Annotated in this window: 19 protein-coding genes; 8 read left to right on the forward strand and 11 right to left on the reverse strand. The window is 65.2% G+C overall.

Annotated features, from left to right (window positions below):
* Positions 1 to 139 precede the first annotated feature (139 nt).
* Entirely contained in the window at positions 140 to 1,060 is a 921-nt protein-coding gene (locus AC1MGT_RS00130; RefSeq protein WP_499504356.1) for a GGDEF domain-containing protein, read from the forward strand.
* A gap of 128 nt (positions 1,061 to 1,188) precedes the next feature.
* Here AC1MGT_RS00130 and AC1MGT_RS00135 read toward each other — a convergent pair whose 3' ends face one another.
* From AC1MGT_RS00135 to AC1MGT_RS00145, 3 genes are all read right to left on the reverse strand, one after another.
* Positions 1,189 to 2,952: a hypothetical protein gene (locus AC1MGT_RS00135; RefSeq protein ID WP_499502343.1), complete on the reverse strand. Its 1,764-nt coding sequence runs from the start codon at positions 2,950 to 2,952 to the stop codon at positions 1,189 to 1,191.
* 142 nt (positions 2,953 to 3,094) lie between these two features.
* The gene (locus AC1MGT_RS00140) at positions 3,095 to 3,370 is read right to left on the reverse strand and encodes a hypothetical protein (RefSeq protein WP_499502344.1); all 276 of its coding nucleotides are present in this window, start codon (positions 3,368 to 3,370) and stop codon (positions 3,095 to 3,097) included.
* A gap of 12 nt (positions 3,371 to 3,382) precedes the next feature.
* The gene (locus AC1MGT_RS00145; RefSeq protein WP_499502345.1) at positions 3,383 to 4,171 is read right to left on the reverse strand and encodes a DNA/RNA non-specific endonuclease; all 789 of its coding nucleotides are present in this window, start codon (positions 4,169 to 4,171) and stop codon (positions 3,383 to 3,385) included.
* Positions 4,172 to 4,361: 190 nt separating this feature from the next.
* Between AC1MGT_RS00145 and AC1MGT_RS00150 the strand changes: the two genes are divergently transcribed.
* The gene (locus AC1MGT_RS00150) at positions 4,362 to 4,622 is read left to right on the forward strand and encodes a hypothetical protein (RefSeq protein ID WP_499502346.1); all 261 of its coding nucleotides are present in this window, start codon (positions 4,362 to 4,364) and stop codon (positions 4,620 to 4,622) included.
* Positions 4,623 to 4,745: 123 nt separating this feature from the next.
* A complete protein-coding gene (locus AC1MGT_RS00155) occupies positions 4,746 to 7,091 on the forward strand; it encodes a hybrid sensor histidine kinase/response regulator (protein WP_499502347.1) in 2,346 nt (781 codons plus the stop codon).
* A gap of 75 nt (positions 7,092 to 7,166) precedes the next feature.
* Here the strand turns inward: AC1MGT_RS00155 and AC1MGT_RS00160 are convergent, their stop codons facing one another.
* Together AC1MGT_RS00160 and AC1MGT_RS00165 are read right to left on the reverse strand one after the other, a co-directional pair.
* Complete coding sequence (locus AC1MGT_RS00160; protein ID WP_499502349.1) at positions 7,167 to 8,345, reverse strand: glycosyltransferase; 1,179 nt, start codon at positions 8,343 to 8,345, stop codon at positions 7,167 to 7,169.
* A 434-nt stretch (positions 8,346 to 8,779) separates the two neighbouring features.
* Positions 8,780 to 9,988 (reverse strand): hypothetical protein, encoded by a 1,209-nt coding sequence (locus tag AC1MGT_RS00165; protein ID WP_499502350.1) that lies wholly within the window; start codon positions 9,986 to 9,988, stop codon positions 8,780 to 8,782.
* Between the two features lie 142 nt (positions 9,989 to 10,130).
* On the opposite strand from AC1MGT_RS00165, the gene AC1MGT_RS00170 reads away from it, so the two are divergent.
* Entirely contained in the window at positions 10,131 to 11,423 is a 1,293-nt protein-coding gene (locus AC1MGT_RS00170; RefSeq protein WP_499502351.1) for an NCS2 family permease, read from the forward strand.
* A 178-nt stretch (positions 11,424 to 11,601) separates the two neighbouring features.
* Complete coding sequence (locus tag AC1MGT_RS00175) at positions 11,602 to 12,405, forward strand: DUF481 domain-containing protein (protein ID WP_499502352.1); 804 nt, start codon at positions 11,602 to 11,604, stop codon at positions 12,403 to 12,405.
* Between the two features lie 15 nt (positions 12,406 to 12,420).
* Here the strand turns inward: AC1MGT_RS00175 and AC1MGT_RS00180 are convergent, their stop codons facing one another.
* Genes AC1MGT_RS00180 through AC1MGT_RS00190 form a run of 3 tightly spaced genes read right to left on the reverse strand, consistent with a single transcriptional unit; the run spans position 12,421 to position 14,491 of the window.
* Complete coding sequence (locus AC1MGT_RS00180; RefSeq protein ID WP_499502353.1) at positions 12,421 to 12,897, reverse strand: GNAT family N-acetyltransferase; 477 nt, start codon at positions 12,895 to 12,897, stop codon at positions 12,421 to 12,423.
* Positions 12,894 to 14,174, reverse strand: coding sequence for an MFS transporter (locus tag AC1MGT_RS00185; RefSeq protein WP_499502354.1), 1,281 nt, complete (start codon positions 14,172 to 14,174; stop codon positions 12,894 to 12,896). Before AC1MGT_RS00185 ends, AC1MGT_RS00180 begins: the two co-directional genes overlap by 4 nt.
* Positions 14,171 to 14,491: a thioredoxin family protein gene (locus AC1MGT_RS00190; RefSeq protein ID WP_499502355.1), complete on the reverse strand. Its 321-nt coding sequence runs from the start codon at positions 14,489 to 14,491 to the stop codon at positions 14,171 to 14,173. Before AC1MGT_RS00190 ends, AC1MGT_RS00185 begins: the two co-directional genes overlap by 4 nt.
* A gap of 230 nt (positions 14,492 to 14,721) precedes the next feature.
* Here AC1MGT_RS00190 and AC1MGT_RS00195 point away from each other — a divergent pair, with 230 nt between their 5' ends.
* Both AC1MGT_RS00195 and AC1MGT_RS00200 read left to right on the forward strand, forming a co-directional pair.
* Positions 14,722 to 15,561, forward strand: a complete 840-nt coding sequence (locus AC1MGT_RS00195) for a glucose 1-dehydrogenase (protein WP_499502356.1) — start codon at positions 14,722 to 14,724, stop codon at positions 15,559 to 15,561.
* Positions 15,562 to 15,727: 166 nt separating this feature from the next.
* Entirely contained in the window at positions 15,728 to 17,518 is a 1,791-nt protein-coding gene (locus AC1MGT_RS00200) for an ATP-binding protein (RefSeq protein WP_499502357.1), read from the forward strand.
* Here AC1MGT_RS00200 and AC1MGT_RS00205 read toward each other — a convergent pair.
* Positions 17,508 to 17,993: an META domain-containing protein gene (locus tag AC1MGT_RS00205; RefSeq protein WP_499502358.1), complete on the reverse strand. Its 486-nt coding sequence runs from the start codon at positions 17,991 to 17,993 to the stop codon at positions 17,508 to 17,510. The genes AC1MGT_RS00200 and AC1MGT_RS00205 overlap by 11 nt on opposite strands.
* A gap of 128 nt (positions 17,994 to 18,121) precedes the next feature.
* Between AC1MGT_RS00205 and AC1MGT_RS00210 the strand changes: the two genes are divergently transcribed.
* On the forward strand, positions 18,122 to 18,691 hold the full coding sequence (locus AC1MGT_RS00210) for a M23 family metallopeptidase (RefSeq protein WP_499502359.1): 570 nt from the start codon (positions 18,122 to 18,124) through the stop codon (positions 18,689 to 18,691).
* On the opposite strand, the gene AC1MGT_RS00215 is transcribed toward AC1MGT_RS00210, so the two are convergent.
* Positions 18,657 to 21,134, reverse strand: coding sequence for a penicillin-binding protein 1A (locus tag AC1MGT_RS00215; protein ID WP_499502360.1), 2,478 nt, complete (start codon positions 21,132 to 21,134; stop codon positions 18,657 to 18,659). The two genes, AC1MGT_RS00210 and AC1MGT_RS00215, sit on opposite strands and share 35 nt — an antisense overlap.
* An 83-nt stretch (positions 21,135 to 21,217) precedes the next feature.
* Positions 21,218 to 24,052 carry a bifunctional diguanylate cyclase/phosphodiesterase gene (locus tag AC1MGT_RS00220; RefSeq protein WP_499502361.1) on the reverse strand — a complete coding sequence of 945 codons (2,835 nt, stop codon included), beginning with the start codon at positions 24,050 to 24,052 and terminating at the stop codon, positions 21,218 to 21,220.
* Between the last annotated feature and the right edge of the window lie 46 nt (positions 24,053 to 24,098).

Raw genomic sequence — 24,098 nt, forward strand, 5'->3', positions numbered from 1 at the left:
ATCGGTTCCTGACGGCAGCTACCCGGTTGCCGCAAACCGAAGCGCTACCACTCGCAGAGGACTGCTCATGATCAACACAAGCAGCAGCGCGGCATACCCGACAGCCCTGCTCCAGGACGTCGCCTTCGTCGGTCAGTTGATGGAAAGCCTGTCGGTACCGGTCTTCGTGCTCGATACCCATGCGCGCGTGACGATCTGGAACCGTGCCTGTGAGCAGCTGACGGGTGTGCCCGCGCCCGAAGTGCTTGGCACGGGCGACCATTGGCGCAGCTTCTACGACGTCCAGCGGCCCACCCTCGCCGATCTCGTCCTGCGCACCGGTTGCGATCCGGCTCAGGCAGGCGAGGCACTGGCTGCCACGACCGATGCCGGGCGCGCCACGCCGGGTCTGTCCATCGAGAGCTGGTGCGACATGCCGCGCGCCGGCCGCCGGCGCTACCTGGCGGCAGACGCCAGTCCGATCTTCGGCGCCAACGGCCAGTTGTCGGCGGTGGTCGAAACCCTGCGCGACCTGACCGATGAAAAGATGGCCCAGGCGGCGCTGGAGCAACTGGCAACCCGCGACGGCCTGACAGGCCTGGCGAACCGGCGCTGCTTCGATGACACGCTGCAAGCGGAATGGGCGCGCGCACTGCGTCAGGTGCAGCCGCTCTCGCTGTTAATGGTCGACGTCGACAATTTCAAGGCCTATAACGACGCCCATGGCCACCTGGGCGGCGACGAATGCCTGAAGCGCGTTGCACGCGCCGTGGCCAGCGAAATGCGGGCCAATGACCTGGTGGCGCGCTACGGTGGCGAAGAATTCGCCGTGGTGCTGCCGAACCAGTCGCTCAAGGGCGCGGCCATCGTGGCCGAGCGCATCCGCAGCCGGGTCGAACAACTGCAGTTGCCATGCCGCTTCGCCGCCGGCCACGTCACCGTGTCGATCGGTGCGGCCACGGCCATCGCCGGGCCGGACAACCATGCCAACCAGCTGGTCGCGATTGCGGATGCAGCCCTGTACCGGGCCAAGCACCTGGGGCGCAACCGGATCAGCCTGCCGATGACCGAGGCGGCGTGACAGCGCGTCCCGGAGTGCGCGTCCCGGTCACTCTACCACCCTACGCCAAACCTTTGGGATACCGCGGATGAAACAAAAAAACGGCGCCAACAGGCGCCGTTCTTACTTCTGTCAATGACCCGACAGGCTTAACGCATCATGCGTTCCCAGCCGTGACGAACCGCCGACTTCATCTTGTCCCAGGTCGATTGCTCGCCCGGATAACGGTTGTCCCAATCGCTGCGCAGATCGGCTTCGACTTCGGTCCATGGACGGTTGCGGTACTTTTCTTCACGCGCCATCTCGGTGCCGTAGTTATAGGCCGGACGGAATTCGTCGTAGGCGCCGCCGGTGCTGCCGTAGACCGAATTCCAGTGGTTGCGGTAGTAGATGTCGTCGTCATTGTCGTCGGTCATCTTGTCCCAGCCATGACGCACGGCGTTCTTAACGCGATCCCAGGCCGATGGCTCGCTGCTGTCGCTGCCAGTGGTGGAAAATTCGCGGGTGCCGTCGATGCGGCTGTCCCAGCCAGTGCGCAGGTCGGTCTCGACATCGTCCCATGGACGGTTACGATACATCTCGCTACGGCGCATTTCGGTGCCGTACGAATAGGCCGGCTTGAGGTCGTCATACTTTTCGCCGGTCGACGCATAGGTGCTGTCGTAGTGGCTGCGGTACTGATCGTCGTCGTTGTCACCGGTCATGCGCTCCCAACCGTGACGCACGGCGGCCTTCATCTTTTCCCAGGTCGATGGCTCGCCACCGGTCGCGTAGCGGCTGTCCCAGTCGTTGCGCAGGTCGGTTTCGATATCGTCCCAGGCGCCGTTGGTGTAACGGCCGCTGCGGGCAGCTTCGCTGCCATAGCTGTACGCAGGTGCGTACTCGTCGTACGATGCGCCAGTCGCGCCGTACGTGGTGTCGAAATGATTGCGGTAATAGGTGTCGTCACTGTTCAGGGAACCCATCGCGCTGCTGCCCGAACCCGAATCAAAACCCGGCGCCGTGCCCAGAGCTGCATCGGACTGGCCGCGCGAGAAGATGCGCACGCCGTTACGCTGCTTGTCGGTGAACTGGGTGCCGCTGGTGCCTGCACTACCGACGCCGCTGGTGTTGCTGGTGTTGCTCATCGTCGTATCGCGCTGGAGCGAGTCGCCACGGTCAACGGCGGTCGAACCCTGGCGGATCGAACCATCGAGAGCCGAACCCTGGATCGCCGTGTCACGCAGGGTCGAGCCTTGCAGCGACGTCCCGCCAGTGGCGGTCAGGCCGCTCTGGCCCAGTGGTTCCTGGTGCGTCGAGTTGGTCAGATCGGACGTGCCCAGCGATTCCTGGTGCTGGAACAACTGACGGTCGCCTGGATTGTCCAGCGACGGGATCGCTGCGGCTTGCACCGAACCAGCGCCAGTCGAGGTTGGGGTCGAGCTCGACTGCGCCGACATCGACGATGCCTGCTGCATGCCGATCGTGCTGCCAGCGTGCATTGCGCCGCTGCTAAAGCCGGTCGAGGCCAGATCTGGCGTGCCGCTCGAGGTTTCATCGATGTCGGTCGGACCGTAGCGTTCGACGATGTCGGCGCCGCGCTCGACTTCCGGCAGCGAGCTCGCCACCAGCGTCAGCACATGGCTACCGCGGTTGACCGCGCCTTCGTAACGGTTGGCGTGTTCGGCGTTATCCGAACCGAACAGGTCGCCGAAGAAATTCTTGATGCTGGCCGTGATGCCCGTGTCGCCATCGGCGCTGCGGGTCGTATCCAGATCGGACGATGCGTTCAGGCTATCGCTCTGACCAATCGTGTCTGCATCGGCGGTCGACAGTCGCACATCGGTGCGGGTAAAGCCCGATGACAGCAATTCGTTCATGGCGTTTTGTGCATCAGTGCGGTTATCGAACACCGCGACGAGGGTATGTTGCATGGTCGTTCCTCCGAAATAGTAGGTCGTGCGCGGGCGGCGACGCCGCCTCTTTCGTTCGCGCTATGTTGTCAACATTACTCTATTCTCGGTGGAACTCGCACACCATTGACGAGCGGAAATTTAGTTCTGCCTGACACATGCGTCAGGCGAATGGATTGTCGATCGTCTTGACTTCAGGCGGCGGTAATTGCGCCGGCAACTCGCCAGAGGACTCGCGGGCTTCCAGCGCGGCGACGATGTCGCCCAGTACGGCGTGCAGGCGACGGGCGTGCGTCAGACCGGGCACGTCCGCAGTCAGGTCGACGTCGCCGGAGATCGTGATGCGGTCGAGCCGGTTTTCCAGGGTCAGGTCGCCGATCCCGATGACATCGGCTTCATTGGCGAACGGGACAAAGCTGACGGGTTTTTTCTTGCTCATGGATCCTCCGTGTTATGAACGTTTCTTGGATGGCTTGATCGTCGGCAGGCGCAGCATGCGTTCCTTCTGCTTCGAGCTCAGCGACGGCAGCAATTCGATGCCGACGATCCGCTCGAGCTCCGCCACCGGCACGACATTGATCGGGGCATCGGCCCGGTTTTCGGTCAGCCAGGCCGCGCCCAGGCGCTGGCGCGGGCTGTAGACCACCTTGTACAGATGGGTCGGCACGATCACGTTGCCGACTTTTTTCAGGCTCGTGCCCAAAAATGCCGGCCCCGTAATCACGTACAGCTCGCCTTCTTTCTTTGCCATCGTGCGCACGGCGCCTTCGATCGGCGCCCAGATCTTGCGGTTATGATCGCGGTCCTGCGGGACCATATTGGCGAGCGAAAAGCTTTCGCGCTGGGTGCGGCGGTCGGGCATGTTCGCGTTCGGCGCCAGGTGGCCGCGGTCGAAGCCGCTGCGGGCATAATCGGACAGCTCGGCGCGCTGGCCCCGCGGCAGACGCGACTCGGCGTGGAATTTATCGTCCCGGTCGAGCCCTTGGGCACGCTTGAGATTATCGGCGCGCACATATTCGGCGGACCACAATGGCGTGCGGGTCACGCCGGAATGCACGACGCCAAATACGCCGTAACACAGTTCGCGCGTGGACACGGCCAGCTTCTGGTTCTGGATTTCCGGCGGACGGCCGTCGAGATAATGGACAGGGCAACTCGCGGCCTGAGCGGCCGCGGAGGCCAGCAGCGCGCCGGCGAATGCAACCCGGGCGACGATACCGGCAAAGGACAATCGGAACATGATGACGATACAGTGAAGGAAACAGCGGGCATTCTAGCTGAGCGACAATTTCCCGAGCATAAAATTCACGTAACGCGTGACCACCGGCGGGCCACGCCCGCAATGCAAGCAGCCGCTGATGTTGACGTGCGCCCTGCCCCCGGTTGCTGCGACATAATTGGCGCATATCAAACCAGACGTGGAGATTATCATGACCGATCAAGAACAATCCGACCGCAAGCCGGACGCGCCGGTACCGACCGGCGGGCAGGAACAACGCTCCGAAAACCTGCTGCCGGGCGAGGAAGGTTTCGAAGACGGCCGCTTCGATGTTGCCGAGGAAGTCAGTCTGGATCAGCACTCCGATGAAGCACGGCGCATCGGCCAGGCCCCGGGCAACGGCATCGACGATTCACTGCCGGAGGCACTGAAGACCCCGGTACCATCGCAGCAGGTGCCTGAAAAGCCGTAATACGGTGGCGCCGCCGGCGGGCGCCAGCGGCGCCTGTCGAATTGTTTGCTAGCAAGACTGTCATTGACACTTGCTCAGCAGCGCATTAGATTGTCAGAGTAAACACACTCGCAAGCCAGGCGCATGTTGAACACTCAGAACGACTGTCCCGACAGTCTCATTAGTAGTTGTATCCTGTTCATCTGCAAGCATGCCACCGTCGATCCGGTCGTGACGGAGGTCGCGCGCGAACTTGGCAGGGCGGTCGTGCATGCGACTTCCCTCGAAGAGGGCCTGGCGCAGGTACAGCGCCGGGATTTCGCCCTGGTGCTGGTCGGCTACGCGGGTGACGCTGAAGGCATGCTTGCCGTCGTGACCGCCGTGAGCAGCAATGCACGGTCGAGCCTGACGCCCATCGTCGCGATGGGCTTGCCGCTGCCGCTGCCGATGTCGCACGAGGCGCTGTACGACGCCGGCGTCATTGCCGTACTCACAGAACCACTCTCGCCGACGATCCTGCGCGCCAAAGCGCGCTTTTACACTGCTGCCTTCGACACACAGATCGAGCGCCGACGCGCCGAGGTGGCGCTCGACGACACCAGCCGGCGCCTCGCGCGCATCATCGAAGCTGCCGAGCTGGGCATCTGGTCGTGGGATATCGGCGCCGATCGCGTTGAGGCCGACGAGCGCGTGGCCGACCTGTTTGGCGTGCCCCGCCACGAGCGCAGCAGTGCGCCGCTGGCCCGCTACCTGGCCGCCATCCATCCCGATGACGTCGAGTCGACAACTGCCGAGATCAGCGCCGCGATCGCCGCATGCAGCGCCTATGGCGCCACCTACCGGATCCGTTTGCCGGGCGGCAGCTGGCGCTGGGTGATGGCGCGCGGTCATGTCGACACGGACGGGGACGGCGTGGCCGCAGCCGTGCGCGGCGTCATCATCGACGCCACCCGCCAGCGCGAGACCGAGCAGCAACTGCACGCGAGTGAGGAACGCTACCGTACGGTATTCAACTCGATCGACGAAGGCCTGTGCGTGATCGATATGCTGTTCGACGCCAATGGCGCGCCATGCGACTTCCGCTTCATTGAAACCAATCCGGCGTTCATCAAGCACACGGGCCTCGTCGACGCGGTCGGCAAGACCATGCGTGACATGGTGCCGGGTCACGAACAGCACTGGTTCGATATCTACGGGCGCGTTGCCAGCACGGGCGAGCCGGTGCGCTTCGAAAACGAGGCAAAGGGGCTGTCGCGCTGGTTCGACGTGTACGCCACGCGCCTGGGCGGACCACTGACGCACCGTCTCGCGGTGCTGTTTACCGACGTGACAGAACGGCGCCAGTCGGACGCCGCGCTGCGCCAGATGGCGGCCGACCTGTCCGAGGCCAACCGGCTCAAGACCGAATTTCTCGCCACCCTGGCGCACGAGTTGCGCAACCCGCTGGCGCCGATCCGCAGCGGGCTGCAATTCATCCGGCGCGCGCCAGGCGACGCCGACGCCGTCAGCCGCGTACATGAGATCATGGGCCGTCAGCTCGACCACCTGGTGCTGCTGGTCGACGACCTGCTCGATGTTGCCCGCATCCAGCGTGGCCAGGTCGAGCTGCGCTGTGAACCGCTCGATCTGGCCACGGTCGTGAACGCAGCCGTCGAGACCAGCATGCCGCTGCTCCAGGCGGCGCGCCACAGCTTCGATGTGCACCTTCCCAGCATGCCGTTGCCATTGCTGGCCGACCCCACGCGCCTGACCCAGGTCATCAGCAATCTGCTGAACAACGCCGCGCGCTACACGCCCAAGGGCGGGCGCATCGCGCTGCGCGTCGAACGCGACGGCGACGACGCCGTCATCACTGTGACCGACAACGGCATCGGTATCGCGCGCGAAGCGCTGGAAGCGGTGTTCCGGATGTTCACGCAGGTTGGCCAGGCGCAGCAACCGGGCTCCGGCGGCCTGGGCATTGGCCTGTCGCTGGTGCGCAGCCTGGTCGAACTGCATGGCGGCAGCGTGCACGCCGACAGCGCCGGGACCAATGCAGGCAGCCGGTTTACGGTGCGCCTGCCGATTGCCAGCGGGCTTGCTGGTGCAGCGCTGCCAGCAACCCGGGCGGCCCCTGCCGGTGCGGTGCCGCCCTGCAGCGTGCTGGTGGTCGACGATAACCGCGACGCGGCCGAAACCCTGGCCGCGCTGCTGTCGATGCTGGGCCACACCGCGCCGGTCGCCAACGATGGCCATCAGGCGCTGCGGATGCTGCCGATGCTCATGCCCGATGTCGTGTTTCTGGATCTCGGCATGCCGGGCATGTCCGGGTACGAGGTGGCCAGCGCGATCCGCGCCGATACCCGCTACGCCGCCGTGCGCCTGGTGGCACTGACCGGCTGGGGCGGCGAAGCCGACCGCGAACGCACCGCGCAGACCGGATTCGATGCGCACCTGACGAAGCCGGCGACGGTGGAAGCCGTCGAGGACGTGCTGCGGCACATGACATAGCAAGCGACAGGCTTCCACGTAAAAAGGGCCGGTGTCCTGCGACACCGGCCCTTTTTCAATCACGCGCTGCCGGATTTAACCAGCGTGGGCAACTGCGACCAGATCTGGCGTGCTTGGCACGGCTTCCTGGTTGCTGGCGAAGAAGCGCTCGACCTTGTTGCTGCGCACGGCGCTGTCGATCAGCTCGTGCATGCTGCGCGCGGTCAGATCCCACGACGTGCCGGCCACGACATCACGCATGCGCGCTGCCATCGTTGCACGGGCTTCGGGCGTCAGCGCCAGCTGGCGCTCGCAGGCCGCGATGAAGTCAGTGTACGATTCGGCGATCTCGACCACATCACCGTATGGCACTTTGACGTCGGTGATCGGCGTGGACACCGATGGCAGTTCAGCTGCCATGTATTCCAGCACCTTGGTCGGGCTAATGAACTTGGTCGAGTCGTTGATCGCGAATGGCAGCAGGCAGACATCCCAGCCGGCCAGAAATTGCGGCAGCTCATTGTAGGTGCGCTGACCCATGTAGTGCACATTGGCCTGCTTCGGCAGCGTTGCCGGATCGATCTTGACGACTGGACCTACCAGGACGATTTGCCATTCCGGATGCGCATCGGCCATGCTCGAGACCAGGTCGACGTCGAAGCGCTCGTCGATCACGCCGTAGAAGCCCAGGCGCGAATGCGGAATGTGGTTCTGGTCAGGATGCGAAATCGCGGCATCCTGTGCCTGACGGAAGTGGCCGGCGTCGACGCTGCTCGAGAAGCAGTGCGCGTTGGCGTGACGGTCGCGCTTGGACTGGTACAGGCTCGGGCCGCCGGTAAAGACCACGTCGGCGATATTGAGCAAGGCGCTTTCGCGCTGCAGCAGCTGCTTCGGCGCGTTCTTGAACATCGCCAGTTCGTCCATGCAGTCGTAGATCACCTTCGATGGCTTCAGGCCTTGCAGCAGTGGCAGCGCCATCGGCGTGTAGAACCAGACGATCGGCTCTTCGCCGGCTGGGACGAGGTCGGCCAGCAGGTTTTGCAGCGTTGGCAGCTGGTCATCGTGGAAGCCCCACTGATGAATCGGCGTATGCGGACGGCAGACGGTGATGTTGTCGGCAACTTCCATCTTTTCCAGGCGCGCTTCGCCGTCCGTGTGCATCGGCTCTTCGACGAAGAGAATCTTGTAGTGTTGAGCCAGACGTGTCATCAGGTGCTGGGGGCGTTGAAACACGAAATCCCAGCGGAGATGGCAGAACACGATGAGGGTCGGCATGTGAATTTTCCTTTCGCCTTGGTGGCGCTATAGTTGTTGGTAATTGTGCAGCCGGACGGTTCTTCTCTCTCTACTCGGGACCACCGCTGCTTGCGCGCGGGAACCTGGCCGGACGGAGGGATCGTAACATGCAATTTTCTTAATTTTTTGATTTGTGCAGGGCAATATTTCAGGAAATGTAACACGACCGTGGAAGATTTTTGTCGAGCTTCATAGGAGAAGTCGATTTTTGACATGATTTCCTGTCAGTGGCGTCCTACAGCGCGACAGGAAGTTCCACTACGAATACAGGTGAAAATCTTGACGAAACTCACCAAAAGTCACGCCGAAAAATCGGAAGTCCAGACGGGTTGCGCTGCACAACAGATCGGCAATTCCAGTACCTGCAACCTGCCCAAGCGCAGCTTGAAATGCGCCCGGCCAGGTTGCGCAGCTCAGCCTGGGTGGTATGGCTCGGCGCCTTCGGCATGGCCATCATCGCTGAAGCCGACGGCAATGGACACGCCTTCGAGGCCAAGCGACAGCAGCGCGTCGCACAATTCGTCGACCTCAAGTACCAGATCGGCGGCCAGATCGACCGGCTTCTCGACGCTGCCCCATGGCTGGCCACCATCCAGCGCATACAGGTTCGCGCGCAGCAGGATGTGTTCGCCCATATCGATGGGTGCGACGGCCGCATGCACGGCATCCGGTGCCAGGTCCTTGGCCTGCAGCAGACCCTTGATGTCGGCCAGCACGCCAAGCGTTGCCAGCTCGGCCACGCCTTGCTCCTTGGCGCCGTAGAACAGGTCCTGATACAAAAAGTTCAGGTCGAGCCGATCAGGGTCGGCGGCCAGGCAACGCGCCACCAGAGGCGCCGCCGCCACAGTCCAGTCACGGTAGCGGTCCATGCGGGCGGTGAAATAGGCGTCGCTGCCGGCCTCGTCCTTCGGAATCCGGTAGAAGGCATCGTCGCTGCGCTTGAACGAAAAGCCGAGCAGGAAACGCAGTTCGAGCGCTGTTTCGTCGGGCGCGACCGGCTCGCCGGTCCAGCCGCGCATGCTTGCCGCGATGGTCGGGGCCGGTTGGAGCTTCTTTTCCATCAGCGACGCGGCGGCTTCGCGCAGCATCTCGTGCAGCGTGCCGTAGGCAATATGGTCAATCTCGCCCAGGTCGAACGCGTGCTGGAGCAGGATCACGCGCGCATCCGGGCTGTCCAGGCCACCATTCTGGAAGCTGGCCACGAGCGCCTCGAAGGCCGCTTCGTCCTGGAACAGTTCCTGCGCCACCAATCCGCCCTCGCTGCGCACGAACAGCGGCACCATGAAGGCATCGATTTCGTGTTCCGGGCCGCCTTCGCGCCCCACGCGCAGCGTCGCTGCTTCTTCTTCGATGCACCCGCGCAGCACGCGGCAGGCGAGCGGATCGGTGTAGCGGGCCAGTTCGATGGCCTCGTACAGGACCTCGTCGCGCTTCTTGCGTACGGCCTTGCGCACCGCCAGGACGAGCTGGTCGCGACGCACGGTGTCGGGCTCGCCCGTTTCCAGGTCTTCGCGCTCGGCAATCTCGAGCGCCAGATCGGCCATTTCCTGGGCCTGGGCATTGGTGTCCGGTTCGCGTGTGTTGTTCGAGGTGCGGGGCACCGGACGCTTGTTTTTTGGCATGTCTGAAGTCGGAGAATGAAAATGAAAAAAGAATCGTGCCGGCATGGTAACACCCTGGCATGGGCGCTGACAGTCGCCATCCGTCGCCGTCCCGTCGGCGCGCAATGATATGCTTCGCCCTACCGTAATCTGCAGGATCACCATGCTCGACCGTTTCTTCCAACTCAGCGCCAACAACACCACCGTCCGCACCGAACTCATGGCGGGCCTGACCACGTTCCTGACGATGGTCTACATCATTTTTGTCAATCCATCGATCCTGGGTGACGCCGGCATGCCGAAGTCCTCCGTATTCGTCGCAACCTGCCTGATCGCCGCCGGTGGCACCGCCCTGATGGGCCTGTACGCCAACTACCCGATTGCGATGGCGCCCGGCATGGGCCTGAACGCCTACTTCGCCTACGCCGTCGTGCTCGGCATGGGCATCCCTTGGCAGGCGGCGCTGGGCGCCGTGTTCATCTCGGGGTGCCTGTTCATCCTCGTCACGATGGTCGGCCTGCGGGCGATGATCGTCGACGGCATTCCGCGCTCGATGCGGGTCGGCATCACGGTCGGACTGGGCATGTTCCTGGCCCTGATCGCACTCAAGAACGCCGGCATCGTCGTCGCCAGCGACGCCACGCTCGTCAAGGCGGGCGACCTGCACCAGCCGGCGGCGATGATGGCCGTGCTGGGCTTCTTCGTGATCGTCGCGCTGGACCGCCTGCGGGTGCGCGGCGCGATCCTGGTCGGCATCGTGCTGGTGACCGTGCTCAGCTTTTTCTTCGGCGGCAATACCTACCAGGGCGTGTTCTCGCTGCCGCCACCCATCTCGCCGACGCTGTTCGCGCTGGATATTCCGGGTGCACTGGCGGCCGGCATCCTGAATGTGGTGCTGGTGTTCTTCCTGGTCGAGCTGTTCGATGCAACGGGCACCCTGATGGGCGTGGCGCGCCGCGCGGGCCTTCTGGTCGAAGGCAAGATGGAGCGGCTGAACAAGGCGCTGCTGGTCGACAGCGGCGCCATCGTCGCTGGCAGCATGCTGGGCACGTCGAGCACGACGGCCTACATCGAAAGCGCGGCCGGCGTGCAGGTGGGCGGCCGTACGGGCCTGACGGCGCTGACTGTTGCGGCGCTGTTCCTGGCGTGCCTGTTCATCGCGCCGCTGGCCTCGGTCGTGCCGCCCTACGCGACCGCACCGGCGCTGCTGTTCGTTGCCTGCCTGATGCTGGCCGACCTGGGCGAAGTCGACTGGAGCGACACCACCGAAAGCATTCCGGCGGCCGTCACCGCGCTGGGCATGCCGTTCACGTACTCGATCGCCGAGGGCATTGCGTTCGGCTTCATCAGCTACGCCGTACTGAAGCTGCTGACGGGCCGCGCGCGCGACGTGAAACCGGTCGTCTGGGTGATCGCCGCGCTGTTCGCGTTCAAGATCGCCTACGTCGGGGCTTGAATGCCAGTGCGCGGCGCGATCCGGGTGCCCAGGCACGCCGCATCGCGCAGCCTATGCGTTACAATATCGGCCAACTCGCGGCAACCTGTCTGCCGCGCACGATTCATGAACGATTCACGAACGATGGGCCGGTTGCCCTGCGCAGGTCTGGTGCAGTGCGGCCCATGCTTCTCAACGGATGCTGATGAAACTATCCCCGATCCTGGCGCTGCTCGTTGTCAGCGTCCACGGCGCGGCCAACGCGGCCCCCGATCTTCCCCAGGTTGGCGACGTCCATGCGCCGCTCAAAGTCATGATGCCGGCAATTCCCGATGGTGGCTGGTTCACCTCGGCCGAGCTCGGCGCGATCAACACGTCCGGCAACACGAGTGGCACGTCGGTGACGGGCAAGATCGACGCCCGCCACGAAACGTCGGACTGGAGCCATGAATTCATTGCCAGCGGCTACTTCAAGGAAGACGAGTACGAGAACGAAGAAGGCGAACTGCTGCGCGCGCGGTCGGCGGAGCGCTGGGCCACCTCGGCCAAGGCCTCGTTCAAGCTGCTGGGCGACGGACGCCGCGCCTTCATCCTGGGCTCGCACGTGAATGACAAGTTCGGCGCCTACGTGCGCTACTCGTCACTGTCGGTTGGTTACGGTTCACGCTGGTACACGGCGCCGGACAAGACGCTCGACGTCGAGATCGGTCCGGGCTACTTCAATGGCAAGCGCGAGACGGACGAAGAAGAAGACGGCCTGACCGTGCGCGGCGCGGCGCAGTTCCGCTGGCAGGTCAGCCCGTCGGCGTTCTTTGCGCAGACGCTCAGCGTCGAGAAAGGCACGTCCAATACCCACTCGGTAGCCGAGACATCGCTGTCGACCAAGATCAACGGCAGCATGCAGATGAAGGCGGGCTTCAGCGTTCGCAACGACAGCAGCGTGCCTGAAGACAAGAAGAATACGGATACCCAGACCTCGCTGACGATGGTCTATTCGTTCTAGACGCGCAACACCGGCTCAACCCCAGGCCAGCTCCAGCGTCGCGCCGTCGTCCCGCACGACGGTAAAACCGCACGCCGCGTACAGCGCGCGTGCGGCGGTATTCTCACAGCGTACACGCAGCGTCATCGTGCGCTGCCCCCGGCAAACGTCTTGCAGCGCCGCCAGCACCGTGCGCGCGACGCCGTGGCGGCGGGCTTGGGGTGCCACCGCCAGGTCGACCACGCGCAGCGTGTCGCTCGTCCAGTCCAGCACCACCCGTCCCAGCGCCTCTTTGCCATCGGTCAGCAGCCACGTTTCGGCAGCGGGATAGCGCCGAGCATACTCCGCGACCTGCAGTTGCTGCTGGTGCTGCGCGATGCCCTCGATCACGCTGCGCGGCACCGGCAACGCGCCAAGGTCGGGCCGCGTCGCCAGATACAGCGCCGCCAGGAACGCCGAATCGGAGACGTGCGGCGCACGTCCCGTCAGCGTGCCGAAGCGGCGTTCGTTCACGCCTTCGCCGTGTGCGGTATCAGGCTGCGGGCCAGGATCAGCGCCAGCAGACTGATCAGCGCCGCGCCGCTCAGGTAGTAACCGACATATTCCAGCCCGTAGTTCGTGCCCAGCCACAGCGCGATATACGGCGCCACCGACGCGCCCAGGATACTGGCGAAATTGAAGGTCAGCGACGCGCCCGTATAGCGCACCTCGGCCGGGAACAGCTCGGCCAGCAGCGTGCCCAGCGGCCCGTACGTGAAGCCGACCAGGCACATGCCCAGGACCATGAAGGCGCCGACCGACCACGCGCCGCCTGCCCCGAACAGCGGCCCGTACAGCAGGCCAAAGAGCGCGATCGCCCCGCTGACGAGCATCATCGCGGTGCGCCGGCCCCGCTTGTCGGCCAGCAGCGCCGACAGCGGAATCGTCAGCGCAAAGAACAGCACCGCGAACAGTTGCAGCAGCAGGAATTGCTGGCGCGTGTATCCTAGCTGCGCCGTGCCCCAGCTCAGCGCAAAGACCGTCATCAGGTAGAAGATGACGAAGGTGGCCAGCGCGATGAACGTGCCCAGTGCCAGCGCGCGGCGATGGTCGCGCATGACGGTCACGACCGGCACCTTGACCCGCGCCTTGCTGTCCAACACCTTCTGGAAGTCCGGCGTCTCGGTGATCTTGAGGCGAATGTACAGGCCCACACCCACCAGCACGGCGCTGGCAAGGAATGGAATGCGCCAGCCCCAGGCAAAGAAGTCGGCGTCGGTCATCACTTCGCCCAGCAGCAGGAACACGCCGCCCGACAGGAAGAAACCGATCGGCGCGCCCAACTGAGGGAACATCCCGTACCAGGCGCGCTTGCCCGGCGGCGCATTCTCGGTGGCGAGCAGTACCGCCCCGCCCCACTCACCGCCCAGGCCAAGGCCCTGGCCGAAGCGGCACAGCGCCAGCAGCAGGGGCGCGGCCACGCCGATCTGGGCGTAGGTGGGCAAGAGGCCAATCAGAATGGTCGACAGGCCCATCGTGAGCAGCGCGGCAACCAGGGTTGCCTTGCGGCCCACGCGGTCACCGAAGTGGCCAAACACGGCCGAGCCCACCGGGCGCGCGAAGAAGGCGATCGCGAACGTCGCCAGCGACTGCAGCATCGCGGCGCCCGGATCGGCGGTCGGGAAGAACAGCCGGGGAAACACCAGCACGGCGGCCGTGGCGTAGATATAGAAATCGTAGAACTCGATCGTCGTGCCGATCAGGCTGGCGAACAGGACGGTGCGGGGCTTGTTGGCCGTGACGACGCTCATGCAGCCGCCTGCGCCAGCGCTTCAGTCACGGTATCAGCATCGGCCGGGCGCACCACGCGCGCGACTTCCTGGCCATCCTTGAGCACGACCACCGTCGGCCACAGCTTGACGCGAAACGACCGGCCCAGCGGCCGGCCGGGCCCGTCCTCGACCTTGACGTGCCTGGCGGCCGGTTGCCCGGCGACGGCCTGGGCAATGGCCGGCGCGGCCGCGCGGCAATACCCGCACCAGTCGGTGCCGAAGTCGAGGACGAGAATGCCTGGTGCCGAATCGATCTCGGCGCGCTCGGGCTGGTGGGCTACGTAGGCTGTGGACATGCGGGTCTCCTGGTATGGCCTTGTCAATAGCATAAGCCTACCCGAAATCCTGGTAGCGGCCTATCGTGGTTGCTACTGAAACATGGTCGTCCCTGGGTGTGTCACCTAACCGACCGTCGCAGCTGAGACTGTCACGCTGACGTCTCATGCAGTCTGCTCTCGAGTCAGCTCTCAATAAAGTCAGCTCAAGTCGGCTCCCCCTCAGCTCTGAATTCTGAAAGGATCCACCGATGAACATGCCATCCCAACAGCAAACACCCCCGGGCAGCGAAGCCGCCCTGCATCCGAAGGCCGATCACGGCGAAACGTCGTATCGCGGTTCCGGCCGTCTGCAGGACAAGGCCACCGTGATTACCGGCGGCGACAGCGGCATCGGCCGCGCCGTGGCGCTGGCGTACGCGCGCGAAGGCGCCGACGTCCTGATCTCGTACCTGAACGAACACGACGACGCCAGGGAAACGGCGCGCCTGGTCGAAGAAGCCGGTCGCCGCGCGATCCTGGTGCCGGGCGACCTGGCTGATCCGGCGCATTGCCGCGCGGTCATCGAGCGCGCCGTGACCGAATTCGGCCGCATCGACGTCCTGGTCAACAATGCCGCCTTCCAGATGAGCCATGAGGCCATCGAAGACATCCCGGACGCTGAATGGGACTACACGTTCCAGGTCAATATCACCGCCATGTTCCATCTGTGCAAAGCTGCGGTGAAGCACATGCCGCGTGGCTCCTCAATCATCAACACGACGTCGATCAACTCGGACAAACCCAAGCCGACACTGCTGGCCTACGCCACCACCAAGGGCGCGATCGCCAACTTCACGGGTGGCCTGTCGCAGCTGCTGGCCGACAAGGGCATCCGCGTCAACTCGGTCGCACCGGGTCCGATCTGGACGCCGCTGATCCCGTCGACCATGCCGGCGGATGAAGTGGAAAGCTTCGGTGACGAAACACCGATGAAACGCCCGGGCCAGCCAAAGGAAGTAGCGCCCGTGTTCGTGATGCTGGCCTCGGACGAAGCCAGCTACATCTCCGGCGCGCGGATCGCCGTCACCGGCGGCACGCCGATTCTCTGATCACATTCTGGTGTGCCCGTGCAGGCAGGGTTGACAAGCCCGGCCTGCACACGCACGTCACGTCGACGCATCCAACTATTAACTTAAGTACAATACGCGCTTTCCCGGCACGGCGCGCAGCATCTGCTGCATCCCGCCTTCTTGTCGCGCCCGCCGCCGACTATCGATGAAAACCCGCACTTACCTGTTCCTGATGGCAGGGGCGATCCTGCTACCCGTGGCAATCGCTTCCTGGATCGGATTATCCATGCTGCTTGACTGGGAGCGTGACTCGCGCCTGCGCAGCGTGCGCGAGATGGCCCGCGCCACCGCTTTCCAGATCGACCGCGAGATCGCCGCTGCCGAGGCGTCGCTGCGCGCCGTCGCCTATTCGGAAGGCATGCGCCAGCAGGACTATGCGCGCCTGCATCGCTGGACCTCGAGCACGAACGCCAACAATGCCCAATCCTGGACCGTGCTGTACGACAGCAAAGGCCGCGAACTGTTCACCACACAGGCGCCGGTCGGCACCAAGTTGCTGTCAAAAACCCGCGATTGGGCGAGCCAGGTCTCGCCTGCGGGCGGCACCCTCGTGTCGGGCTATTTCATCGACGAGTATTCGGGATTGCCGACCGTCGCGGTGAGCGTGCCGGCCCCGCTCGAAGATGGCCGGTACAACATCGTCAGCCAGATTTTCGACGTGCGCTTCTTCGAGCGCATCCTGCGCCATGACGCCATTGGCGAAGACTGGAAGGTCGGGATCTTCGATCGCAACGGGCTGGCCATCATGCGCAATCGCGGGTCGGACACGCTCGGCCAGCCGATGAGCGCGGACTTCCTGGCCGCCACGCGCGCCGCGAACCACGGCGTGTTTCGCCATGTGACGCAGGATGGGCGCGACGTCTACGGCGTGTTCACGCGTTCAAAAAGCAGTGACTGGACTATCGTCATCGGCGTACCGGTGGCGCAAATCGAGGCGGCTGCGCGTACGGCAACCTGGTACGCGGCGCTCGTGCTCGTGCTGCTCCTTGGCCTGGCCGTGGCCATCGTCTTGTACCTCGGGCGTACCCTGGAGCGGGCGCTGAGCCAGGCAGCGGCGGCCGTCACGCTGCTGGCCGACGGCGCGATTGCCCTGCCCGCCCGCACCCGGGTCGAAGAAGTCGACGCCCTGGTTGAAGGTCTTGCCCGGACCAGCGAAGCGCTGTCCAGCGAAAGCCAGGTGCGCAAATCGCTCCAGGAAGAACGCGAACAGTTGCTGGTCAGCGAGCAGCGCGCGCGCCGCCTGGCCGAGGCCCAGAGCCGGGCCAAGGATGACTTTCTCGCCATGCTGGGTCACGAACTGCGCAACCCGCTGGCAGCGATCTCGGGCGCGATGTCGGTACTGGACATGCCCAACCTCAAACCGCAGGTCGCGGCCAATGCGCGCGACATCAGCCGGCGCCAGATGCGTCACCTGACCTGCATCGTCGACGACCTGCTCGACGTCCAGCGCATATTGTCGGGCAAGATCGTGCTGCACCGCGCCCGCATCGATGTCGCGCAGGTGGTGCGCAGCAGCGCCGAGGCCAAGGCGCTGGTCGACGCCGGCGCGCACGCCTGGACCATCGAGACGATCCCGGATGCCTGGGTCGACGGCGACCGTACCCGTCTGGAACAGGTCGTCGACAACCTGCTGCACAACGCCATCAAGTACACCCCGACAGGCGGCCGCGTCGACGTGCGTGTCTGGCGCGACGGTGATCAGATAGCGATCAGCGTCAGCGACAGCGGCGTGGGCATCGCGCCCGAGCTGCATCCGCTGATTTTCGATGTGCTGGTGCAGGGCCCGATGAGCATCGACCGTGGCCAGGGCGGCCTGGGCCTGGGCCTGGCGCTGGTCAAGCAACTCACTGCCCTGCACGGCGGCACCGTGGCCGTCCATAGCGACGGGCCCGGCAAAGGCAGTTGCTTTGTCGTGCGCGTGCCGGCTATGGCGTGATGCGTTCCCACACATAGACACCGGCGTCGGCCGGCAAACCGGTGTGCAGGCGATTGTCCTGCAGGCGCCAGGTGCGCAGCGCCGGCAGATCCTGCGCCAGGCGCGAGCCGACTGCATCGGGCGGACACATCGCGCGGGTCGTCGCCACCGGTCCCAGGCTCAGGGTACCGCCCGTCGCATCGGTGGCCACGGCCTGCCACGGACCGTTGCCGCGATTGCAATCGAGCTTGACGGCCAGGCGGCCATCCTTGCCGAACGACAGCGTGAAGCCATCCGGCGTGCCGGGCCGCAGCGCCTGGCTGCCATCGTCGTTCGCCTGGAATGACGCCAGGCGCCAGCTCGTGCCGGCCAGCGTTGGTGTTGCGACGGCCGTCGCGGGGCCGGTCGATGGCGAATTTGAAGGCACGGTTGAAGGAATGCCGGAGCAGGCGCCCAGGGCGAGGCTGACGGACAGGAGACAAAGGCTTGCGCGCATGGTGTTTCTTTCCAGAGGTTGTAGACGCGCAGAATATCGCATTTGCAAAGGTTGACCCGCCCTGCAGACTGGGAATCCGGCAAAGCGTCCCCACCTGATTGATATCACCTTGTCAATACGAGACCACCATGCGAATTTTCCTGCGCGCCCTCGTGGTTGCCATCATCCTGATCCTGGGCTACGCCCTGTTGCAACCCACCATTGAACGGGCGCTGTACACGATGCGCCTGGCGTCGATGCCCAAGCCCACCGCGCTGCCGGTGCCCGTTGAGGGCGTTGCGGTCCGCGCGCTGCGCAACACGTGGGGTGGCGCGCGCAGCGAAGGCCGGAAACACGAGGGCATCGACATCTTCGCCAAGCGCGGCACACCGGTGTTGTCGAGCACCGAAGGCATCGTGGCGCAGGTCGGCACCAACCGCCTCGGCGGCCTGGTGGTCTGGGTCACGGGCCCGGGCGGTCAGCGCCATTATTATGCGCACCTGGACCGTTATTCCGACGTCGAGGCCGGGATGCGCATCGAGGCCGGCCGTGTGCTTGGCTACGTCGGCAACACGGGCAATGCAAAAGGCACGCCGCCGCACCTGCACTACGGCATCTACGAGACGGGCGGCGCCATCAACCCGTACCCGCTCCTGCGCGCCGAGCCGGCCGCGGAGACGACGGCTAAGGAATCGGCGTCGGCGGCAACTGGCCGCTAGATGCTGGCTGCTGCTCCTGCTGCTGCGGCTGCGGCTCGGCGACCTCGATCGCCTCTTCCTGCTGGATTGGTACCGGCTGCTGCAGGAAATCGAGCTGATCGGCACGCGAGCCCGGCGCCAGTTCGATCGGGGCTTCCTCGAAGATCTCTTCCTCGGGCGCTTCTTCTTCGTAGCGGCGCGGCTCCGGGCGTTTGCCGCCCGGCAGCAAGGCCGCCGCATCGAGGCGCTTGGAGTCCAGCGCGCCACGGAAGAAGTCACCCACCAGCAGCGCCGCATTATGGCCGCCCTGTCCCCAGTAAGTGCTGCGGATGGCCACGCGGTTGTCGTTGAACCCCACCCAGGCACCAGCCACGAGGTTCGGGTGCATCATGATGAACCAGCCATCGGTATTGTTCTGCGTGGTGCCGGTCTTGCCGGCGACGTCGCCATAGATGCCAAAACGGCTGCGCACGCCGGCACCCGTGCCGCGCGTGACGACGCCGCGCAGCATGTCGATCAGCGTCAGGGCCGACTCCTGCGACATGGCACGCTCGGGCGCGTTGCCGCCGAAATCGGCAATCACGTTGCCGTCGCGGTCTTCGATGCGGCGGACAAAAATCGGCTTGCGGTATTCGCCCTGCGCGGCAATGGTCGCATAGCTGCTGACCATTTCCAGCAGCGTCACCGGGCTGGTGCCCAGCGCCAGCGCCGGCACGGCTTCGAGCTTGCTCTGGCGGATGCCCAGCCGCTGGGCCAGGTCGATGATCGGCTGCAGGCCCACTTCCTGGCTCACCTGCGCGGTGATCGTGTTTTTGGAATAGATCAGGCCCTCGCGCATCGACATCGCGCGGCCCGTGTTGCCGCTCATGTCGGTCGGTTTCCAGACGCTGCCATTCGCGCCACGGAAGGACTGCACCACGTCGCGGTACATCTGGTCTTGCGGGATGCCCCGTTCGAGCGCAGCGCCATAGACGATGGGCTTGAAGGTCGAGCCCGGCTGGCGTGCGGCCTGGGCCACGTGGTCGAACTGGTCGCGCTCGAAGTCGCGGCTGCCGACCCAGGCTTTGACCTCGCCGGTGGCGGGATCGATGGCGACAAAGCCTGCTTCCAGGCGTGACTTGGCGCTTTTCAGGTCGGCCATGAAACTGCGGTCGGCCTTGATGCGCTTGAGCGCGTCCGCTGGCGCTTCGCCGCCTTCGACCGCGTTGCGGTACGCGCCCGTCTCGCGCACGAATGCATCGAGCTCGCGTCCGTGCGTGATCCAGTAGTACGAGAACGGATCGACATTGCGCCGCATCGACGTGTACATGCCGCCGGACGTCGAGCGCGGCACATTCGGGTTCGCCCATTCGACGTCGGCAATGGCCTGCAGCATGTCGGCCTGGCGCTTGACGGCGCGTTCGGCGTCGGCCTGTAGCGCAGTATCGAGCGTGGTGCGCACGACCAGCCCGTCGAGCTGCAGATTCACATCGTTTTCGTCGGCCCAGTCGAGCAGCCACTTGCGCACGTAGGCGCTGAAGTGGTTGTCCTTGCCGCTGCGGTCCGGCAGGCGCGCAAAGCGCAGGCGCAGCGGGCGTTTGATCAGCGCCGCATAGCGCCGCTCGTCGAACGCGCCATGCTTGCGCATCTGACCCAGTACAACGTTGCGGCGCGCCAGCGAGCGCACCGGATTGGCCACTGGATTGTAGTAATGCGTGCCCTTGAGCATGCCTACCAGTGTGGCCGATTCGAGCACATCGAGTTTGGACGCCGGCTTGTTGAAATAGGTGCGCGCGGCCATTTCGATGCCGTAGGCGTTGTACAGGAACGGCACCGTATTCAGGTACGCCTCGAGAATCTGCGTCTTGCTGTAGGTGTTCTCGATCTTGATCGCCGTGATCAGTTCCTTCATCTTGCGGTTGATGCTGCGCGCCCGGCCGATCTCTTGCGGGAACATATTGCGCGCCAGTTGCTGCGTGATCGTCGAACCGCCCTGCGGCGTGCCCTTCACGCTCGACCACAGGGCACCACCCACGCGCCGGAAGTCGATGCCGTGGTGATCGTAGAAGCGGTGGTCTTCGGTCGAGATCAGCGCCTTGACGACATGGGGCGAGACCTGCGACAGCTTGACGCGCTCCTGCAGGCCCTGCTCGAAGGTGCCGAGCGACTTGCCGCCGGCATCCAGGATCACGGTCGGGCGCGCCTGGCTCGCCTGCTCCAGGTCGTCGATGCCAGGTGTGAGGGGTATCAGCACCAACAGCCAGGCCAGAATCGCCATCAGGCCGGCGGCCATTGTCCACAAGGCGATCAGCGCCAGCTTGACCGGCATCGGCTGCCCGTGCAGGCGCTGCTGCGCGCCGGACCTGAGCGCGCCGGCCCCGGTTCGGGCCCCGGTGAACCCACGCCGGACGAGGCGTTGCAAGCGTTGCTGGAAAGTCGGCGCAGGCGTGCTGCCCGTGTTGTCATCGTTCTGGTGTTGGTCCACGCGCTATTCCTGCCTGCTCAATCTGTCAATTCGGCAAGTATAGCCGACCGGTGGCCTGCGCCCGGCGCGCCTTGCATCAGGCGTCACGCGGTGCTGGTTTTCGGCTCGATGTGACCGGCGCGCAGCAGTACCTCGATCCGTTCCCCCGTCTGCGGGCGGCTGTAGACGTGGCCCTGCACCGAGTCGCAGCCGGCGCCGCGCAGGAAGTCGAGCTGTGCGATTGTCTCGACGCCCTCGGCAATGACGTGCATGCGCAGGCCGTGGGCCAGCGAAATGATGGCGTCGACCAGCGCCGCGCCGTCGGCGCTGCCCACCATGTCCTGCACGAACGAGCGGTCGATCTTGAGCACGTCCACCGGCAGGCGTTTCAGGTACTGCAGGCTGGAGTAGCCAGTGCCAAAGTCGTCAATCGACAGCTTCACACCCATGCGCTTGAAGCATTCCATCGTGTGGATGGCTGATTCGATATCGCCCATCATCATGCTTTCGGTCAGTTCGATCTCGAGCGACGCGGGCGGCAGGCCGGTCTCGTGGAGCACGCGCTCGACGCTGTCCAGCAGACTGGGCTCGGCCAACTGGCGCGCCGACAGGTTCACGGCGATGCGCAGCGGCCCCAGCCCGCTGCGTTGCCACTGCCGGTTCTGGCGGCATGCCGTCTGCAGCACCCAGGCGCCGATCGGCACGATCAGGCCCGTTTCTTCGGCCAGACCAATGAAACGCTCCGGCTGGATCGTGCCCAGCAGCGGGTGGCGCCAGCGGATCAGCGCCTCGGTGCCGACCACGCGACCGGTGGCCAGGTCGATCTGCGGCTGGAAATGCAGCGTGAACTGCTGCTCGTGCAGCGCGCGCCGCAGCGCGCTTTCCAGCGCCAGCCGGTCGAACGCCTGTGCGTTCATGTGCGGCGCGTAGAACTGCACCGCATTGCGCCCGTTCGATTTGGCGCGGTACATGGCGATTTCGGCATGCTTGACCAGCGTATCGGCGTCGGCGCCATCGGCCGGCCAGGACGCCACGCCGGCGCTGCAGCCGAGTACCAGGTGCTGGTTACCTAGTTGCAATGGTTCGGCCACCGCGTCGCGCAGTTGCTTGACGCGGGTGGCAGCCTGGCGTTCGTCGCTGCAGCCGCACAGCACCAGCACGAAGTCGTCGCCACCGACGCGCGCCGCCGTGTCGAGCGGGCGCAGCGTGCGCCTGATGCGCGTGGCCAGCAGGCGCAGCGCCTCGTCGCCGGCAGCGCGCCCCAGCGTATCGTTGATCAGCTTGAAATGATCGACGTCGAGCAGCACGACCCATACCAGTGCCCCGGTCGCGGCGGCGGCGGCAATCGCACGCTCGATGCGATCGGCCAGCAGCGCGCGGTTGGCCAGGCCCGTCAGCGTGTCGTAACGGGCGTGGCGCTCGAGTTCAGCCTCGTAGCGTTTGGCGGTGGTGACATCGTAGACAGTGATGACGAAATGGCCGACCTTGCCGTCCGCACGGCGCACTGGCGCGATGTAGACATCGCTGATCAGTTCGGCGCCGTCGCGCGAGTGCATCGTCACCAGCGCGTTTTCCTCGCGCTGCTGGCGCAGCGACGCGCACAACGCATGCACTGACGGCTGGTCGGTGTCGGAACCCAGCAGGAGCGCGAGCGGCTGGCCGGCCAGTTCCTGCGGCGCATAGCCAAAGGTGCGCTCGCAGGCCGGATTGGCGTAGCCGATCGGGTAGCCCGGTGCACGCGCATTGACCAGCAGGATCGGATTGGCGCTGGACGCCATCGCCCGCTCGTACACGCGCAGCGAGCCGGTCGTCCGCTCGAGCGCGGCAGTGCGCTGCGCGACCAGCGTCTCGATGCGACGCGTGCGCGCCACGCGCTGCTGCACCAGCGTGGCGGTCGCGGCACTCAGCACCAGGCCCAGCGCCAGCGCCACCAGTTCGCCCGCGTGACGTCCGAACGCCAGGGACTGTTCCTCGACCATGACCTGCCAGTGGCTGCCCGCGATATCGACCGGTTCGACATGACGCAGGATATCGCCGTCGCCCACGCGGGAGAACCAGCCGCCGGCGCGCGCGCCGGGGCCATGGCGGTAGGCCGTCACGATCTGGCCATCGACATCCGGCCCGTGCAGGGACAACCCCACGGCCTCGTCATCCAGCAGGCGTACTGCATGCAGGGTGCCACCCACGAGCAGCGCGACATCGATCACGACTTCGGTGTGGCCGATAACGGCGGCGCGCCGCGCCAGCACGTCCACGGGGCGCTCGTTACCCCGGTAGACCGGCACGCTGATCAGGATGCCCCGGCGCCCGCCGCCGCCCTGCAGCAGGGTGACCAGGGGACTGGCGACCGGCTCACCGGCATCGATCGCCGTCTGGCTGACCTGTCGCTGCGGCGGATACGACCATGCGTCGTCGCCAAACGCGATGGCGTTGCCAAGGATGGGCGCAACGTAATCGTTGACCAGATAAAGGGGGCGCTCGCCGGCACGTACCAGCGTCGCAGCGCTATCTGTCGCGCCACCCGCCGCGCGTTCGCGGATCTGGAAGGCCGGCCAGAACGCGCGGCGCTCGGCCTCGAATGCCGGGCGCTCGGCGGCGCTGACGAAACGCTGGAACACGATCGCTTTCAGGTAACCATGATTCGCCACCAGCGGCAACGCAAACGCATCGAATTCTTCGCGCGAGATATGGTGCGACGCACGGAAGAACAGATTGACGGCGCGCGCCGCATCGACGGCGCCGGCAAATGCCTGTTTGACGGCGGCCACGCGCACGCCGGCGCGCTGCGCGAATTCGGCGTTGGCCCGCTCGGTCTCCAGCGTGCGCACGACGCCGCACAGCGCCGCTGTCAGCATGAGGCCGAGCAAGCAGGTCACCACCGCAGCCCGCGACAGGCCGCGTCCGGTACCCAATGAGCGGCGGGCAGAGACGCTGTACATACAGCAGATGCTAGCGCAGAACGGGACGTCCGGGCGCAACGCTGAC

Source organism: Telluria sp. BA11, assembly GCF_056680305.1.

What these genes read in the sequence shown, in the direction of transcription:
- AC1MGT_RS00130 (WP_499504356.1), top strand. Translation starts at nt 140, where the DNA reads ATGGAAAGCCTGTCGGTACCGGTCTTCGTGCTCGATACCCATGCGCGC.
- AC1MGT_RS00135 (WP_499502343.1), bottom strand. Translation starts at nt 2,952, where the DNA reads ATGCAACATACCCTCGTCGCGGTGTTCGATAACCGCACTGATGCACAA.
- AC1MGT_RS00140 (WP_499502344.1), bottom strand. Translation starts at nt 3,370, where the DNA reads ATGAGCAAGAAAAAACCCGTCAGCTTTGTCCCGTTCGCCAATGAAGCC.
- AC1MGT_RS00145 (WP_499502345.1), bottom strand. Translation starts at nt 4,171, where the DNA reads ATGTTCCGATTGTCCTTTGCCGGTATCGTCGCCCGGGTTGCATTCGCC.
- AC1MGT_RS00150 (WP_499502346.1), top strand. Translation starts at nt 4,362, where the DNA reads ATGACCGATCAAGAACAATCCGACCGCAAGCCGGACGCGCCGGTACCG.
- AC1MGT_RS00155 (WP_499502347.1), top strand. Translation starts at nt 4,746, where the DNA reads ATGTTGAACACTCAGAACGACTGTCCCGACAGTCTCATTAGTAGTTGT.
- AC1MGT_RS00160 (WP_499502349.1), bottom strand. Translation starts at nt 8,345, where the DNA reads ATGCCGACCCTCATCGTGTTCTGCCATCTCCGCTGGGATTTCGTGTTT.
- AC1MGT_RS00165 (WP_499502350.1), bottom strand. Translation starts at nt 9,988, where the DNA reads ATGCCAAAAAACAAGCGTCCGGTGCCCCGCACCTCGAACAACACACGC.
- AC1MGT_RS00170 (WP_499502351.1), top strand. Translation starts at nt 10,131, where the DNA reads ATGCTCGACCGTTTCTTCCAACTCAGCGCCAACAACACCACCGTCCGC.
- AC1MGT_RS00175 (WP_499502352.1), top strand. Translation starts at nt 11,602, where the DNA reads ATGCTGATGAAACTATCCCCGATCCTGGCGCTGCTCGTTGTCAGCGTC.
- AC1MGT_RS00185 (WP_499502354.1), bottom strand. Translation starts at nt 14,174, where the DNA reads ATGAGCGTCGTCACGGCCAACAAGCCCCGCACCGTCCTGTTCGCCAGC.
- AC1MGT_RS00190 (WP_499502355.1), bottom strand. Translation starts at nt 14,491, where the DNA reads ATGTCCACAGCCTACGTAGCCCACCAGCCCGAGCGCGCCGAGATCGAT.
- AC1MGT_RS00195 (WP_499502356.1), top strand. Translation starts at nt 14,722, where the DNA reads ATGAACATGCCATCCCAACAGCAAACACCCCCGGGCAGCGAAGCCGCC.
- AC1MGT_RS00200 (WP_499502357.1), top strand. Translation starts at nt 15,728, where the DNA reads ATGAAAACCCGCACTTACCTGTTCCTGATGGCAGGGGCGATCCTGCTA.
- AC1MGT_RS00205 (WP_499502358.1), bottom strand. Translation starts at nt 17,993, where the DNA reads ATGCGCGCAAGCCTTTGTCTCCTGTCCGTCAGCCTCGCCCTGGGCGCC.
- AC1MGT_RS00210 (WP_499502359.1), top strand. Translation starts at nt 18,122, where the DNA reads ATGCGAATTTTCCTGCGCGCCCTCGTGGTTGCCATCATCCTGATCCTG.
- AC1MGT_RS00220 (WP_499502361.1), bottom strand. Translation starts at nt 24,052, where the DNA reads ATGTACAGCGTCTCTGCCCGCCGCTCATTGGGTACCGGACGCGGCCTG.